The sequence below is a fragment of the Paraburkholderia rhizosphaerae genome, from assembly GCF_004366595.1.
Lineage (GTDB): Bacteria > Pseudomonadota > Gammaproteobacteria > Burkholderiales > Burkholderiaceae > Paraburkholderia > Paraburkholderia rhizosphaerae.
In genome coordinates, this window is sequence record NZ_SORE01000001.1 from 133,939 (window position 1) to 148,986 (window position 15,048).

The window sequence follows — 15,048 nt, forward strand, 5'->3', positions numbered from 1 at the left end:
GTGCGCGTTCGGCGCTTCAAACGGCGGACGCGCCCGCCTGATAATCGCGCACTTATTCGTATTCGACGCTCTTTTCCCGCAGCGCCAAGGAATTTTCGTACCCGCGGCATTTTTTTTCGACGAACCAATTCCTTTTTTTTTGAAGTCCACCGTTGTAGCGTGTCAAGGCCTGATCAGACGAAAGATTTGTCGAGGCTTGGTCGCCGCCAGACTGCGCTCCACCACACCGGTGTTCGCAGGGCGGCAGCAATGCGTTCTCACAACGGAAGGACCGGGCAATGGAACTCGTGCGGGAAAAGCGGTATGAAGTACTGGATGGGCTGCGAGGTGTCGCCGCGATCGGCGTGATGCTGATGCACTACTCGGAGAACACTGGGCACAGGCTTTTCACGCACGCGGACATCGCAGTCGATCTGTTTTTCATTCTCAGCGGCTTCGTGCTGATGCATTCGTACCGGAGCAAGCTGCTGCTGGGCCTTAGCGCTCGCGAGTACGTCAAAAAACGCATCATCAGGCTGTATCCGATGTTCGCCATTTCGATGGCGATCGGCATTCCCGCGCTCATCGCTGCTGCGTTGATCGGGCTCGCTAACTATCCGCTGCGCTCGATCATCGTCGCATCGCTGGACAATCTGCTCTTCCTGCCTTATCTCGGCGACCACGGCGTCGCCAACATGGTCAGCACCGCTGCGCACTTGCCGGTCGAAAAATATACGGTTGGCGAAATTTTCCCCGCAAACCCATCGGCATGGTCGCTGTTCTTCGAAATGGTTGCGAGCATCGCGCTACTGGTGCTGATCCGCCTGCAACGGCGCGATCTGATCAAGCTGATCATCGTCAGCGCGATCTTGCTGTTCGGCACCGGGGTGCTGTTGGGCGTCGAGAATAAGAACGCGATACCGGTATTTTTTGGCGCCGGCTGGGGAACGCGTAATTTTTTCGCCGGCTTTATTCGCGTTGCTTACGGATTTTCGATGGGCGTGCTGATCTATTCGCTGCATGAAACCCAAACACCGCTCAAATTCGGCAAAGTGCTGTCGGTGATCGTTCGCAGCGATATTGCGCTTTACCTGCTGTTTGCGATTGCAATTGCCTTTCCATTCGGCATCAAAGGCCTGTATCCGATGGCGGTGATTTTTTTCGTTGCGCCGCTGATGGTCTACTGCGGTGCGAATCTCCAGCCGACCGGACGTGTCGGCGCACGGCTCGCGCATTTTCTGGGCTGGCTGTCGTATCCGATCTACTGTCTGCACTCTCCGATCGGCCGGCTGGTCTTTATGTATTTCCCCGGCAGCGAGCATCGGCCGGGCCAGGCGATCGCGTTGTCGGTCGCGCTGACGATCGCGATCTCGGTCATTGCCACCCGGCTGCTCGAGGAACCGGTGCGCGCGTATCTGACGAGGAAGTTTTCGTCGAGAAAGCGCGCGGGCCTGAAAGCGGAGCCGGTTGTTTGACCGACGTGAAACCGCGCCAGTCCCGAAAACCCTCACCTTTGTAGCATGCGTCGCCCCGCTGCGGTCGCGTGATTTCACTGAACACCGCGCAAAAAGCGCTAGTTTCGCGAGTTCGAAACAAAAAGCGAGTGCCGTGGCACTCGCTCCCGAAAACACTCACCGCAGTCCCCCGCTCCGCGCGGCAGCACGCAGATTCAATCGCTTAATGCATCACACCTTGCGGCGGCTACGACGGAACTGGTCGAACAGCACCGCCAGCAACAGAATGCCACCACGAATCAGATACTGATAAAACGTCGGCACGTTCAACAGGCTCATCGCGTCCTGCACCGAGCCCATGATCAGCACGCCGACCAGCACACCGGAGATCGTCGCGACACCGCCGGTCAGCGATACGCCGCCCAACACGCACGCCGAAATCACGCCGAGTTCGAGGCCCACCGACGTCTTCGGGTCGCCGAGGCTCATCCGCGATGCCAGCATCACGCCGGCGAAACCGGTCACGAGACCTTGCAGCACGAACACGGTGATCTTGATCCGCGTAACCGGCAATCCCGCCAGCAGCGCCGCTTCGCCATTACCGCCGACCGCCAGCACGTTCTTGCCGAACACCGTCTTGCGCAGCAGGAAGCCGAACAGGATGAAGCCGACGATGTTGCTCCAGATCGGAAACGAAATGCCGAGGAACGAGCCGCCACCGAGATCGAAGAAGCGCTCCTCGGAAATCATCACTGCGTCGCCGTTCGACGTGATGTACGCAAGACCGCGCACGACTTCCATCATCGCGAGCGTAACGATCAGCGAGTTGATCTTGTAGCGTGCCACCAGCACGCCGTTCACGAGACCGACCGCACCACCCGCCAGCACCCCGCCGGCAACGCCGAGCATCACGCTATGCGTGGCGGTAATGATCGTTGACGCGGCCACGCCCGAAAACGCGACGATTGACGCGACCGACAGGTCGACTTCGCCGAGCGCCAGCACGAACATCATCGTGACCGAGATCGAGCCGATCAATGTGACGGACAGCAACAGGCCCTGCATGTTGCGGCTCGTCAGGAAGTCCGGCACGGTCAGCGACAGCACCGCGAACAGGATGATGAACACCATCACGATGCCGGACTTGTTGATCAGATCCCATGTGCGTGCGGCATGCGACGCCGCGGCAGGCTGCGCCGCACGGGTGGCTTGGGTGGTCGGAGTTTGCATGGTCATCTTCATCCAGTGGCGCGCGCTGACCCGCGCGCATTTGCTGTCAGCGGCTCAATGCGGCAGAGCCAGTTTGATCAATTGGTCAGGAGTGGCCTGCGCCTTCGGCAAATCGCCGACAATGCGCCCTTCTTTCATTACCAGTATGCGATCGGCAATGCCGATCACTTCGGCGAGATCGCTCGATACGACGATCACCGTGCGCCCCGCTTCCGCGAGTTCGTACAGCAGGTCGTAGATTTCCGAGCGCGCGCCGACGTCGATACCGCGCGTCGGCTCGTCAAGCAGGAATATGTCGATGCGCTCGGCCAGCCAGCGCGACAGAATCACCTTCTGCTGATTGCCGCCCGACAACGTGCCGATCGCCGTTTCGGTGTTACGCGTCTTGATCGACAGCTTGTCGATGTATTCGCGCGCGAGATCGCGCTCGCGCCGCGCGTTCAACAGGAAGCGCGCCGCGCTGAAATGACGCCGCGCGCTGATATTCAGATTGTCGGCAACCGATGCGATCGCAACGATCCCTTCCTGCTTGCGATCTTCCGGGCACAGCGCGATGCCTGCACGTACCGCGTCGCGTGGCGTCGAGAACGCGACACGCTTGCCGTTCAGTTCGAGATGGCCTTCGGTCGGCTGCACCGCGCCGTAGATCAGCTTCATCAACTCGGAGCGCCCTGCGCCGACCAAGCCGAAGAAACCGACAATCTCGCCCTTCTTCGCGGCAAACGACACCGGCTCCGACAGCCCCGGACCCAGCAGCCCTTTCACTTCGAGCTGCACATTGCCGGCCTCGCGCGGCCGATAGCCATACACATCCCGAATCGACCGGCCGACCATGCAACTGATCAGCCGGTCGCGATCGAGGTCCGCAACCGATTCGAAGGTTTCGATGCGACGCCCGTCACGGAACACCGTCACGCGGTCGCACAGTTCGTAGACTTCATCCATCCGATGCGTCACATAGATCACCGCGCGGCCCTGCGCGCGCAACGCATTGATGATTCGAAACAGGTTTTCCGTTTCGCGCGCCGACAGCGAACTGGTCGGCTCGTCGAACGCGATCACGCGTGCGTCGCGCATCAGCGCCTTGCCGATTTCGATCATCTGCCGCTGCCCGATCGACAGGCGCTTCACCTGCGTGTTCGGGTCGATCGATTCGCCGAGCCGCTCGAGCTCATCGATCGCGCGCTTCACGAGCGTCTTTTCGTCGAGCACGCCGAAGCGATTCGGCAACTGCCCGAGCATCAGGTTTTCCGCAACCGTCAGTTCCGGTACGAGATGCAACTCCTGGTAAATGATCGCGATGCCGGCCTCGATCGCCGCCTTGGTCGTCGTGAATTTGTGCTCGACGCCCGCGAGGCGCAGGGCGCCCGACGCGGGCTGATTCACGCCCGACAGCACCTTCAGAAGGGTCGATTTGCCCGCGCCGTTCTCGCCCATCAGGCCGTGCACTTCACCGCCGCGCACTTCGAACGACACGTTGTCGAGCGCGAGCACACCCGGAAAGCTGACGGAAATTCCGTCGAGCTCCAGGTACTTGCCGCCCTCGGCGCGCTGCCGCGTATGCGGCGCGGCGCCCGTTTCAGCATTGGCCATCATCGTGCATGTTTCCGTTGTTGCATCCCGCAGTCCTGCGCATTACGTGAGGCCGGGCCCAACGGGCCGGCCTCGCCCGGTTTCAGTTAAATACCGAGTTCCGTACGCACGTCCTTCCAGTTGTCACGCGTCATCAGCTTGCCGGTGGTCTGCGTGTCAGCCGGCGGTTGCTTGCCGGTCTTGATCCAGTCGACCAGGTTCTGCGTGCTTTGCTTGCCGTGGTTCGTCGAGCTCACTGCGATCGTGCCGTAGAAGCCCGTCGGTTCCTTCTTCTGGAACTCGGCGAATGCTTCGCCCGCGCCGTTGATGCCAACACCGATCACGTCGGAACCCGGAATATGCAGCTGCTCGGTGGCGCGCACGCCGCCCAGCACCGACTCTTCGTTCAGCGCGAAGATCACCCACTTCTTGATGTTCGGGTGCTTCGACAGAACCGGCGATGCTGCGTTGAAGCCGCCTTCGTCATCCGTGCTCTTTTGCGGCGCGTCGAAGATGTTGTCCTTCTTGAAGCCGTTGGCGAGCAGCGTTTCGGTTGCGCCGTCGGTGCGCAGCTTCGCGGTCGGCAGCTCATAGTCGGTGATGCGGATCGCGCCGACTTCTTCCGGCTTCCAGCCGCGCTTCTTCATTTCGTCGGTGATTGCCTGGCCCACCTGGTTGCCGATCTTGAACGCGGACATGCCCAGGTGCGGCACGCCGGCGAGCGGCTTGCCGGTCGAGTCGACGAGCTGGTCGTCAACCGTCACGAACTTCATGTTGTAGCGCTTTGCACGTGCCTGAATAGCCGGTCCGAGACGCACGTCCGGCGGGCAGATCACGAAGCCCTGCGCGCCTTGCGCGCCGAGGTTGTCGATCGCGGCGAGCACCTTCTCGCCGTCCGGCGTGCCGATGTTGACTACCGAGAAGCCTTCCTTCTGGCCCAGCGCGGTCGCCGCTTTCTGTTCGTTGATGAACCATGCCTGCTCCGGCATCTTCACGAGCACGCCAACTTTCAGCGGTGCGTCGGCATGCGCGGACAACGGCAGTGCGAACGGTGCCGCGCAAACAGCGGCGACCAGCGCGGACAGCGTCAGGCGGCGAATCGGGTTGGTCATGCTTGTCTCCTTCGTTAAGTCGTTACGACCTGTAGGTGCGGGTTGATTACTCTGATTGCGGTCTACGCACGCACGTTGATGCCCCTCGGTGCGCGCAGCGCCGCGTTCTCTCTCGTTACGTGGTTTTTTCCTGCTCAGTCCTCGAACGGCTCGACTGCGTGGTGGCTGCCGAGCAGGAATGCATCAGCAACGAGCCGCAACGGACGCACATCGACGTCCTGCTCGCCGTGATCGATCAGCCACTGAAAACGTTCGTACAGCGCCGGGTATTCGCGTTCAGCCGGCAGATCGACTGCCTGCCCTGCGATCGCAAGGCGCTTCCCGCCTTCCGACAGGAACAGATTGCCGTCGGCGGTCGCGACTTCGATTTCCCATTGCTCGACCGGCCCATACCGCCAGTCGAACGACGCATGCACCGGTACATCCTGTTCGTCGCTGAAATCGAGTTCAGCGGCAATCGGCGTTTGACGGTTGGACGGCACCAACAGCTCAGCCGACTTCAATACGATTTCGCGCGGCAGTATACGCGTAACGATCGACAGCGCGTTAATGCCCGGATCGAACACACCCAGACCGCCCGGGGTCCAGATCCATTCCTGACCCGGATGCCAGCGCCGCACATCTTCTTTCCAGCGCACCGCGACCGAATGGATCGCGCGCTTCGCAAGCCATTCACGCGCGACTTCGACGGCCGGCGAGTAGCGCGAATGCCACGTCGCGAACAGCGTGCGGCCGGCGGCACGCGCCATTTCACGCAGCACTTCGACTTCATGGACGCTCGCGCCCGGCGGCTTTTCGAGCATCACATGCTTGCCTGCCTTGAGCGCCGCGCGCGCCTGATCGAAGCGCACGTGCGGCGTCGCGCACAGCGATACCGCGTCGAGATCGGGCTCGCCCGTCAACAGCGCGTCCAGGTTCGGATAATTGCGCACGCCTTCGACAGTCGCGTTGCGACTCGCGCATGCGACCAGGTCAAAGCGGTCGAGTCCGGCGATCGCGGGCAGATGCTGGTCGCGCGCGATCTTGCCGACGCCGACGATAGCGATCGAGAGTTTTCTGTTCATTTGAGTTATGCGGTCAATGGCCCCAGCGCAGCGCGAGCGGATTCGCTTCGCGCGCCAGTTCGAGCAGCTCGGCGCGGGTCGCGCCGGACAGCGCCTCGAGCGGATGGCGCACCGCGTCGCTCTTGATCACGCCGCCTTCCATCATGACGGTTTTCGCCGCACGCAACCCGCATTGGCGGTTTTCATAATTGATCAGCGGCAGGATACGTGCGTAGCCGGCGCGCGCTTCGTCGCGGCGCCCAGCGCGGAATGCGTCGAACACCGGACGGATCAGGTCCGGCAGCAGCGCGCTCGACATCGTGCCGGTCGCACCGGCGTCGAGATCCGGCATCAGCGTAATCGCTTCTTCGCCGTCGAACGGCCCTTCGATCACATCGCCGCCCACTGCGATCAGCGCGCGCAGTTTAGCGGCCGCGGCCGGCACTTCAATCTTGAAGTAGCGCACCAGCGGCAACTCGCGCGCCACGCGCACGAGGAACGGCACCGACAGCGCAACACCGCTCAACGGCGCGTCCTGGATCATCACCGGCACGCCGGCTGCATCCGCGATCCGCGCGAAATGCTCGAACATCGCGTTTTCGTCGACCCGCAGCGATGCGCCATGGTACGGCGGCATCACCATGATGATGCTCGCGCCCGCTGCGACGGCGCGCTTCGCGCGCTCGCTAGCGATCTGCGTGCTGAAGTGGCTGCAGGTCGCCATTACCGGCACGCGGCCCGCGGTATGCGTGAGACACAGATCAACCAGCGTGTCGCGCTCCGCATCGGTCAGCACGAACTGCTCAGAGTAGTTCGCCAGAATGCAGATGCCGTCGACCTTCTGATCGACCATGCAATCGATCACACGACGCTGGCCGTCGAGATCGAGCTCGCCCGACGCGGTAAACGGCGTCGGCGCGACGGGGAAAAGACCAGAGAAGCGAGGCGAGGTGACCACTATTTGAGACTCCTGTTGTTCTGCCGTGCGCGAGGTGGGCGCTATTCTGAATTAGCCAAACTATATGCGCGAGTGATCCGTCTAGTGATTAGTGTTTTCCCCCATTCTCGATACGTAAAAAGTCATTCTATTTGATAGCGAGTGCGAGTAAATTCTCGATATGTGGCACGTAATAGTGGTGACATCTCTATGCACGTGCCAGAATTCGCCCGCCGCCGCCATAGTGAAAAGTCTGGCTACAGTCACGCTTGGCTTCGTCGGCTCGCATCGAATATAGTATTACTATATCGCCCAAATTCGAATGGAACACCATGACTGATCAACCCCGCAAGCTCCGCTCGGCCCAGTGGTTCGGCACGGCCGACAAGAACGGCTTCATGTATCGCAGCTGGATGAAAAACCAGGGCATCCCGGACCACGAATTCGAAGGCAAGCCGATCATCGGCATCTGCAATACGTTCTCCGAACTCACGCCGTGTAACGCACACTTCCGCAAGCTCGCCGAGCACGTGAAGCGCGGCGTGTACGAAGCGGGCGGCTTCCCGGTCGAATTCCCGGTGTTCTCGAATGGCGAGTCGAACTTGCGGCCCACCGCGATGTTCACGCGCAACCTCGCGAGCATGGACGTCGAAGAGTCGATCCGCGGCAATCCGATCGACGCGGTCGTGCTGCTCGCCGGCTGCGACAAGACCACGCCCGCGCTGCTGATGGGCGCGGCGAGCTGCGACGTGCCGGCCATTCTGGTGACCGGCGGCCCGATGCTCAATGGCAAGCATCATGGCCGCGACATCGGTTCGGGCACCGTCGTGTGGCAACTGTCCGAGCAGGTGAAGGCCGGCAAGATTTCGATTCATGAGTTCATGTCCGCCGAAGCGGGCATGTCGCGTTCGGCCGGCACCTGCAACACGATGGGCACCGCGTCGACGATGGCGTGCATGGCCGAAGCGCTCGGCGTGACGCTGCCGCATAACGCGGCGATCCCCGCGGTCGACGCACGGCGTTATGTGCTCGCGCATCTGTCCGGCATGCGTATCGTCGAGATGGCGCTGCAAGACTTGCGGCTGTCGAAGCTGCTCACGCGCGAAGCCTTCGAGAACGCGATCCGCGCGAATGCGGCGATCGGCGGCTCGACCAACGCGGCCATTCACCTGAAGGCGATTGCCGGGCGCATCGGCGTCGATCTCGCGCTCGACGACTGGACGCGCATCGGCCGTGGCACGCCGACAATCGTCGACCTGCAGCCGTCGGGCCGCTTCCTGATGGAAGAGTTCTATTACGCGGGCGGTCTGCCCGCGGTGCTGCGCCGTCTCGGCGAAGCCGGTCTGCTGCCGCATCCGGACGCGCTGACGGCCAACGGCCGCACGCTGTGGGAGAACGTCAAGGAAGCGCCGAACTACAACGACGAAGTGATCCGTCCGCTCGACAAGCCGCTGGTTTCCGATGGCGGCCTGTGCGTGCTGCGCGGCAACCTCGCGCCGAATGGCGCGGTGCTCAAGCCGTCGGCGGCCACCCCCGCGCTGCTCAAGCATCGCGGCCGCGCGGTGGTGTTCGAGAACTTCGACGACTACAAAAAGCGCATCGCCGATCCAGATCTCGATGTCACCGCGGACTCGGTGCTCGTGATGAAGAACTGTGGCCCGAAGGGCTACCCGGGCATGGCTGAAGTCGGCAATATGGGCCTGCCGCCGAAGCTGCTCGCGCAGGGCGTGACCGACATGGTGCGGGTATCCGACGCGCGGATGAGCGGCACCGCATACGGCACCGTGGTGCTGCACGTCGCGCCGGAAGCGCGCGCGGGCGGTCCGCTGGCTGTGGTCCGTAACGGCGACTGGATCGAGCTCGATTGCGAAGCAGGCCGGCTGCACGTCGATATCGATGACAAGGAAATGGTGGCGCGCCTCGCTGAATGGAAGGAAACACAGACGCGCAATCCGAAGGATGCGAGCGGCTATCGCAACCTGTATGTCGAGCACGTGATGCAAGCCGATGAGGGCTGCGACTTCGATTTCCTGGTTGGCTGCCGCGGCGCGGAAGTTCCGTCGCATTCGCACTAGGCACGTAACAGGGCCGTCAGGCCCTTTGTGGCTTCATCACTTTCTGCATGAAGCCGGCGCGATGGTTGCGCCGGCAAGCACCTGCCCACCAGCGCGCGCTCGCGACTTAGCCGAGGCCGCGCGCTGCCACCCCAAGAATGGAATTGGCATCGGCTCGCGCATTCTCGAGCTGCACGAGGCTCGCCTGCCGCGCGCCGAGTGCGTCGCGATTCAGGATCGCGGTCAGAATGGCCTTATGGCGCGGCAGCGACAACGCATGCGTATCCGGGTGACGGCTCGTCAGCTTGATCGACTCCGATAGTGCGAGCGACATCATGTTGCCGATATACGCGAGCATGTCGTTGTGCGTTGCAGCCATGATCGCGCGGTGAAATTCCAGGTCCGGCTCGAGCAGTGCGCCGGCGTTCTGCGCGTGTTCCATCCGGTCGTATGCCGAACCGATTCGTTCAAGGTCTTCATCGGTCGCCGCAGTCGCCGCGAGCGCGGCCGCCGCCGGTTCAATGATGCGGCGCACTGTCATCAGCGCGTGAAAGAACTCGCCTTCGGGGATGTTGTTGAGCGTCCAGTACAGCACGTCCGGGTCGAGCATGTGCCACTCTTCACGCACGCGCACGATGCTTCCGACGCGCGGCTTCGAAATGACCAGCCCCTTCGCGACCAGCACGCGTGTCGCTTCGCGCAATACCGGGCGGCTCACACCATACTGTTCACATAGCGTAGCCTCAGCCGGCAGCCGCTCACCCGGCTTCAACCGTCCGCTGACGATCTCGATGCCGAGTTCCTGCACGATCCGGGCGTGCATGCTTTTTCGTTGCTGGAGATGCCGATAGTCCATTGCCGTTTGTATTCGAAGCCGCGGAGGGCGGACTTTTGTGCGCGGAGCGGGTTGCGGCGGAAGCGCCGTGGGCCACATAACAGACAGCCCGCCGGGGCTCAGCAAGCATAGCATGTGCTACGCGTATCGCCCGCAGTTCAATGTCGGTACAAGCGTGCGTTACCTGGCCTACGCACCCCGCTCGTTCAGCGTATTGCCGCAGCGCCGTTGCAATCGTCAGGTTCGCTTCTTGCTTTTTTGTCAGCATAGCGGAAGATGAAGCCGAAGATAACCCGGCTTTTTAGCGAGGACACGACGATGAAACGAAAATTCTTCGCTGTACTGCTGGCATTTATTGCCACGGGAAGCAGCGTGACGCTTGCGGCATCGCAGAAAGAGGAAGACAAGGCATGCAGGAGCGATGCGTTCCGGCTGTGCTCATCGGAAATTCCGAACAGGGAGAAGATCGAAGCGTGCATGAAGCAGCACTATGACCAACTATCGCCGCTGTGCAAGAAGGCATTCGACACTTCGTCATCGGACAGCAGCAAGTAGGCGCGGCACGAACCGCGCATTGGACGGAATGAAGGTGCGGCCACGCTCCCCGCACACCGGGCGTTCAACAGACGATGTTCAATGAAAATCTCGTCTCTCCACAAGCTGGCGGTATTGATTGCCGGCGCCGCGCTCGCGGCCGGTATAGCAGCAGACGCCGTTGCTCAGGACGCGCAGACCAACGCTTCGCCAGGTGGCGCCGCGATGCAGCCGGCCACGCCGCCGGCGGCCGCCGCGAGCCAGACCAAAGCGCAACGCAAGGCCGCGCAAAAAGAGGCGCGCAAGGAAGCGCGCGCCAAGCGCAACGCCGAGCTCAAACAGCTTGAAGATTCCGGCTATTCGCCCGGTCGCGACGATCCGCACTACCCGCAAGACCTGCAGAATGCTCAGAAAAAGGCTGGAATTGGCCTGGGTGCAAGCCAGTAGCCAACGCGCAGCGCGCCCATTTCATACGGTCAGTTGGCTGTCGAACCGGTGACAGCGCTGCGCTCCAAATACACGCGAGCGGAGCGTCTATGTGATACTTCCGACGCTTGATGGCGGGGTTTCGTTCGTTGCATTGCCGCATCCGGCCCCGGTAGACGACAATCCGAAAGGCGCAGCGATTCCAGTCAAAAATGCCGACTCCATTAAAGCAAGCAGACGGGAAACCCGACCGGGCAGCAGCCGTCGCCACCGTCGACCGCACTCACTTCCGGCGCATCATCCGGCGCAATATCGCGCTGCCGCTGACCGTCGGGTTCGCGATGATCGCCGTATTCGTCGCACTGATCGCGTACCTTGTGTCGACGGTGAACTGGGTCGAGCACTCGGAGCGCGTGATCGGCGACGCGAATGAACTGATGCGTCTCGCAGTCGACCGCGAATCCTCGCTGCGCGGCTTTCTGCTGACCGGCGACGACGCATTTCTCGCGCCGTTTCAGGCTGGCCAGCCGCGATTCCAGGCGCAGATCGCGGAGCTGACCGGCCTTGTGTCCGACAACCCTGAGCAGATCGACCGCCTGAAGCGTATTCAGATCGTTCAGGCGCGCTGGAACGCGTACGCGCAGCAGATGATCGACCTCAAGCGTAAAGATCAGGACGTCACCGACGAAGTCGCCGCCGGGCGCGGCAAGGCCGAATTCGACGAGACGCGCCGGATATTCGGCGAATTTCTGCAGATCGAGCTAACGCTGCGGCAGCAGCGCGCGGATGCGGCACGCAGCCTGACCGGAACGACCGTCGCCGTGTTCCTCGTATTCAGCGTGTGCATCAGCGCATTGCTGGCGTTTCGCGGACGCCGCGATCTGCTCAACCTGTCCGCCAACTACGATGCGGTGCTGGAGCAGCAGGTCGCGCATACACAACAGCTGCAACAGCAGATCTGGCTACGTTCGGGCCAGCGGCTGCTCGCCGATAAGGTCGTCGGCCAGGCGACGTCGCCGCTGGTCGGACGCGCGATACTCGAATTCCTTGCGCAGTACCTGGACGTCGTAGTCGCGGCGCTTTATGTGCGCGACCGCGTCAACGGCGAATTGCGACGCATCGCCACCTACGGCTTCAGCGCGGAAAGCGAACAGGCCACGCGCAACTTTCACGAGGGCGAAAGCCTCGTTGGCCAGGCCGCCGCTTCGCGTCGGACCATCGTGCTGCAACAGGTGCCCGACAATTACGTCAAGGTCGTGTCGGGCACCGGCGCGAGCGCGCCCGCTAGTGTCATCGTGCAGCCGATCGAAAACGATGGTCTGGTAAATGGCATCGTCGAAATGGGCTTTATGCGCGCGGCGACCGCGCGCGACCAGGAATTCCTGCAGCTGGTGTCGAACAGCATGGGCGACTTCGTCGAAGCAGCGCTGTATCGCGAGCGCTTGCAGGACGCACTCGCCGAGACGCAACAGCTCAATGAAGAATTGCAGGTGCAGCAGGAAGAGCTGCGCGTGTCGAATGAAGGGCTCGAAGAACGCGGCCACGCGCTAGCCGAATCGCAGACGCGGCTCGAAGCGCAGCAAGCCGAGCTTGAACAGACCAACGTCCAGCTCGAGGAATACGCGCAGCGGCTCGAACGGCAAAAGGCCGACCTGCTCAACGCGCAGGACGAACTAGCGAGAAACGCCGCGCGACTCGAACAATCGAGCCGCTACAAGTCGGAATTCCTCGCGAACATGTCGCACGAGCTGCGCACGCCGCTCAACAGCTCGCTGATTCTCGCGAGGCTGCTGCAGGAAAACCGCAATGGCAACCTGACCGACGAACAGGTGCGTTACGCGGAGACCATCCACGCATCGAATAGCGACCTGCTCGTACTGATCAACGACATCCTCGATCTGTCGAAGGTCGAAGCCGGACAGATCGCGATCGAGCCGGCTGCGCTACCGATCGACGCGCTGCTGCAGTCGCTGCGCGAAATGTTCGAGCCGATGGCGGCGGCAAAGCATCTGCAGTTCTCCGCGCAACGCGCGCCCGGCGCGCCGGAAATTATCGTGACCGACGGCCAGCGCCTCACGCAGATTCTGCGCAATCTGCTGTCGAATGCGCTGAAGTTCACCGAGCAAGGCGAAGTCGCACTCGACATCGCCGCGGAAGAACCAGGCACGCTGCGCATCGATGTGCGCGACACCGGCATCGGCATCGCCGCGGACAAGCTGGACATGATCTTCGACGCGTTCCAGCAAGCGGACGGTTCGACCAGCCGTCACTATGGCGGCAGTGGCCTTGGCCTGTCGATTTCGCGCGAATTCGCGCGGCTGCTCGGCGGGCGCATCAGCGTGGTCAGCGAGCCGGGCCGCGGCAGCGTGTTCACCGTTTGGCTGCCCACCGAGTTTTCGGCGCAGGCCTCGCATGAAGTGGCGCAAGCCGCGCCGACAAGTTCTGGCAGTTTGCATGCGGTGCCCGCCGCGGAGGGCGCGACCCACGTTCCCGCGGCACTCGCACGGGCCGCGTCGCGAGACGCGCCCACGTCGCGGGAAAGCGCGGCCAGCGCATCGGCTCCGTCGCCCTCGTCTGCCAGCCTGCGTATCAACGAACCGCGGGCCGCTCGCCCGGCTCGCGCGGCGGGCGGCCTCAGGGCGGAGCCACCGCCGCAACCAGTCGACGACGACCGCAATCGCCGCAGCCACAGCAACCGACTGATTCTCGCGATCGAGGACGAGCCGGCGTTCGCCGAAATCCTGCGCGACCTCGCGCACGAGCTCGACTTCGATTTCGTGCACGCGACCGACGCGGCGAGCGGGGTCGCGATGGTGCGCGACATGCAGCCGACCGCGGTGCTACTCGACGTCGGCCTGCCGGACCGTTCGGGCTTAACCGTCCTCGAATGGCTGAAGAACGATCCGGCGACGCGGCATATTCCGATCCATATCGTGTCGGCGACCGATCACGCGGAAAAAGCGCTGCATCTGGGCGCAGTCGGCTACACATCGAAGCCCACCGCGCGCACCACACTCGAGGCTGCGATCCGCCGCCTCGAAACGCGCCTGCAGCAGCGTATGAAGCGCGTGCTCGTGATCGAAGACGACCACGCGATGCGCGAAAGCATTCGCGCGCTCCTGCAAAGCGAAAGCACCGGAATCGTCGCCGTCGCCACGCTTGCGGAAGCGCTCGAGCAGCTCGACAGTACGCGATTCGATTGTGTGGTCACCGATCTGGCGCTGCCGGACGGCACTGGCTACGACGTGCTGGAAAGGATGGCTGCCGACGCGACGCTGCAGACGTTGCCCGTGATCGTCTACACCGGACGCATGCTTTCCGGCGACGAAGAGCACCGGCTGCGGCGCTATTCGAAGTCGATCATCATCAAGGGGGCGAAGTCGCCGGAACGACTGCTCGATGAAGTGACGCTGTTTTTGCACAGCGTCGAATCGTCGCTGGCGCCGGAACAGCAGCGCATGCTGCGCACCGTGCGTCAACGCGACAATGCATTTGAAGGCCGCACGATCCTGCTCGCCGAAGACGACGTGCGCAATATCTTCGCGCTGTCGCATGTGATCGAACCGCTCGGCGCGAAGCTGGAAATTGCCCGCAATGGCCGCGAGGCGCTCGATCTGCTCGAAAAAGGCGTCGACGTCGACCTCGTGCTGATGGACATCATGATGCCGGAGATGGACGGCTTGACGGCGACCGCGCAGATTCGCGCGAATCCGAACTTCGCGCATTTGCCCGTGATCGCGCTGACCGCGAAAGCGATGGCGCACGACCGGTTGAGCTGCCTTGAAGCGGGTGCCGACGACTATATCTCGAAGCCGATCGACGTCGACAAGCTGATCTCGCTGTGCCGCGTCTGGCTGCGCCAGCGATAGGCG

Annotated in this window: 11 protein-coding genes; 5 read left to right on the forward strand and 6 right to left on the reverse strand. The window is 62.5% G+C overall.

The annotated features are described in order from the left end of the window. Positions 1–278 precede the first annotated feature (278 nt). Positions 279–1,454 carry an acyltransferase family protein gene (locus BX592_RS00540; RefSeq protein ID WP_134189691.1) on the forward strand — a complete coding sequence of 392 codons (1,176 nt, stop codon included), beginning with the start codon at positions 279–281 and terminating at the stop codon, positions 1,452–1,454. 210 nt (positions 1,455–1,664) lie between these two features. On the opposite strand, the gene araH is transcribed toward BX592_RS00540, so the two are convergent. From araH to BX592_RS00565, 5 genes are all read right to left on the reverse strand, one after another. Next, positions 1,665–2,663: an L-arabinose ABC transporter permease AraH gene (gene araH / locus BX592_RS00545; RefSeq protein WP_134189692.1), complete on the reverse strand. Its 999-nt coding sequence runs from the start codon at positions 2,661–2,663 to the stop codon at positions 1,665–1,667. Positions 2,664–2,717: 54 nt separating this feature from the next. After that, positions 2,718–4,256: an L-arabinose ABC transporter ATP-binding protein AraG gene (gene araG / locus BX592_RS00550; protein WP_134189988.1), complete on the reverse strand. Its 1,539-nt coding sequence runs from the start codon at positions 4,254–4,256 to the stop codon at positions 2,718–2,720. Positions 4,257–4,342: 86 nt separating this feature from the next. Next, a complete protein-coding gene (locus BX592_RS00555; protein WP_134189693.1) occupies positions 4,343–5,347 on the reverse strand; it encodes an arabinose ABC transporter substrate-binding protein in 1,005 nt (334 codons plus the stop codon). A gap of 134 nt (positions 5,348–5,481) precedes the next feature. Next, positions 5,482–6,411, reverse strand: a complete 930-nt coding sequence (locus tag BX592_RS00560) for a Gfo/Idh/MocA family protein (protein WP_134189694.1) — start codon at positions 6,409–6,411, stop codon at positions 5,482–5,484. Positions 6,412–6,424: 13 nt separating this feature from the next. Further along, positions 6,425–7,348, reverse strand: coding sequence for a dihydrodipicolinate synthase family protein (locus BX592_RS00565; RefSeq protein WP_208327826.1), 924 nt, complete (start codon positions 7,346–7,348; stop codon positions 6,425–6,427). Positions 7,349–7,659: 311 nt separating this feature from the next. Here BX592_RS00565 and BX592_RS00570 point away from each other — a divergent pair, with 311 nt between their 5' ends. Then, positions 7,660–9,402 (forward strand): IlvD/Edd family dehydratase, encoded by a 1,743-nt coding sequence (locus tag BX592_RS00570; protein ID WP_134189696.1) that lies wholly within the window; start codon positions 7,660–7,662, stop codon positions 9,400–9,402. 106 nt (positions 9,403–9,508) lie between these two features. Here BX592_RS00570 and BX592_RS00575 read toward each other — a convergent pair whose 3' ends face one another. Further along, positions 9,509–10,237, reverse strand: coding sequence for a FadR/GntR family transcriptional regulator (locus tag BX592_RS00575; protein WP_134189697.1), 729 nt, complete (start codon positions 10,235–10,237; stop codon positions 9,509–9,511). 297 nt (positions 10,238–10,534) lie between these two features. On the opposite strand from BX592_RS00575, the gene BX592_RS00580 reads away from it, so the two are divergent. From BX592_RS00580 to BX592_RS00590, 3 genes are all read left to right on the forward strand, one after another. Next, on the forward strand, positions 10,535–10,771 hold the full coding sequence (locus BX592_RS00580) for a hypothetical protein (RefSeq protein WP_134189698.1): 237 nt from the start codon (positions 10,535–10,537) through the stop codon (positions 10,769–10,771). A gap of 81 nt (positions 10,772–10,852) precedes the next feature. Continuing rightward, positions 10,853–11,197, forward strand: coding sequence for a DUF4148 domain-containing protein (locus tag BX592_RS00585; protein WP_134189699.1), 345 nt, complete (start codon positions 10,853–10,855; stop codon positions 11,195–11,197). Between the two features lie 191 nt (positions 11,198–11,388). Further along, entirely contained in the window at positions 11,389–15,045 is a 3,657-nt protein-coding gene (locus BX592_RS00590; protein WP_134189700.1) for a response regulator, read from the forward strand. The last annotated feature ends 3 nt before the right edge of the window (positions 15,046–15,048 follow it).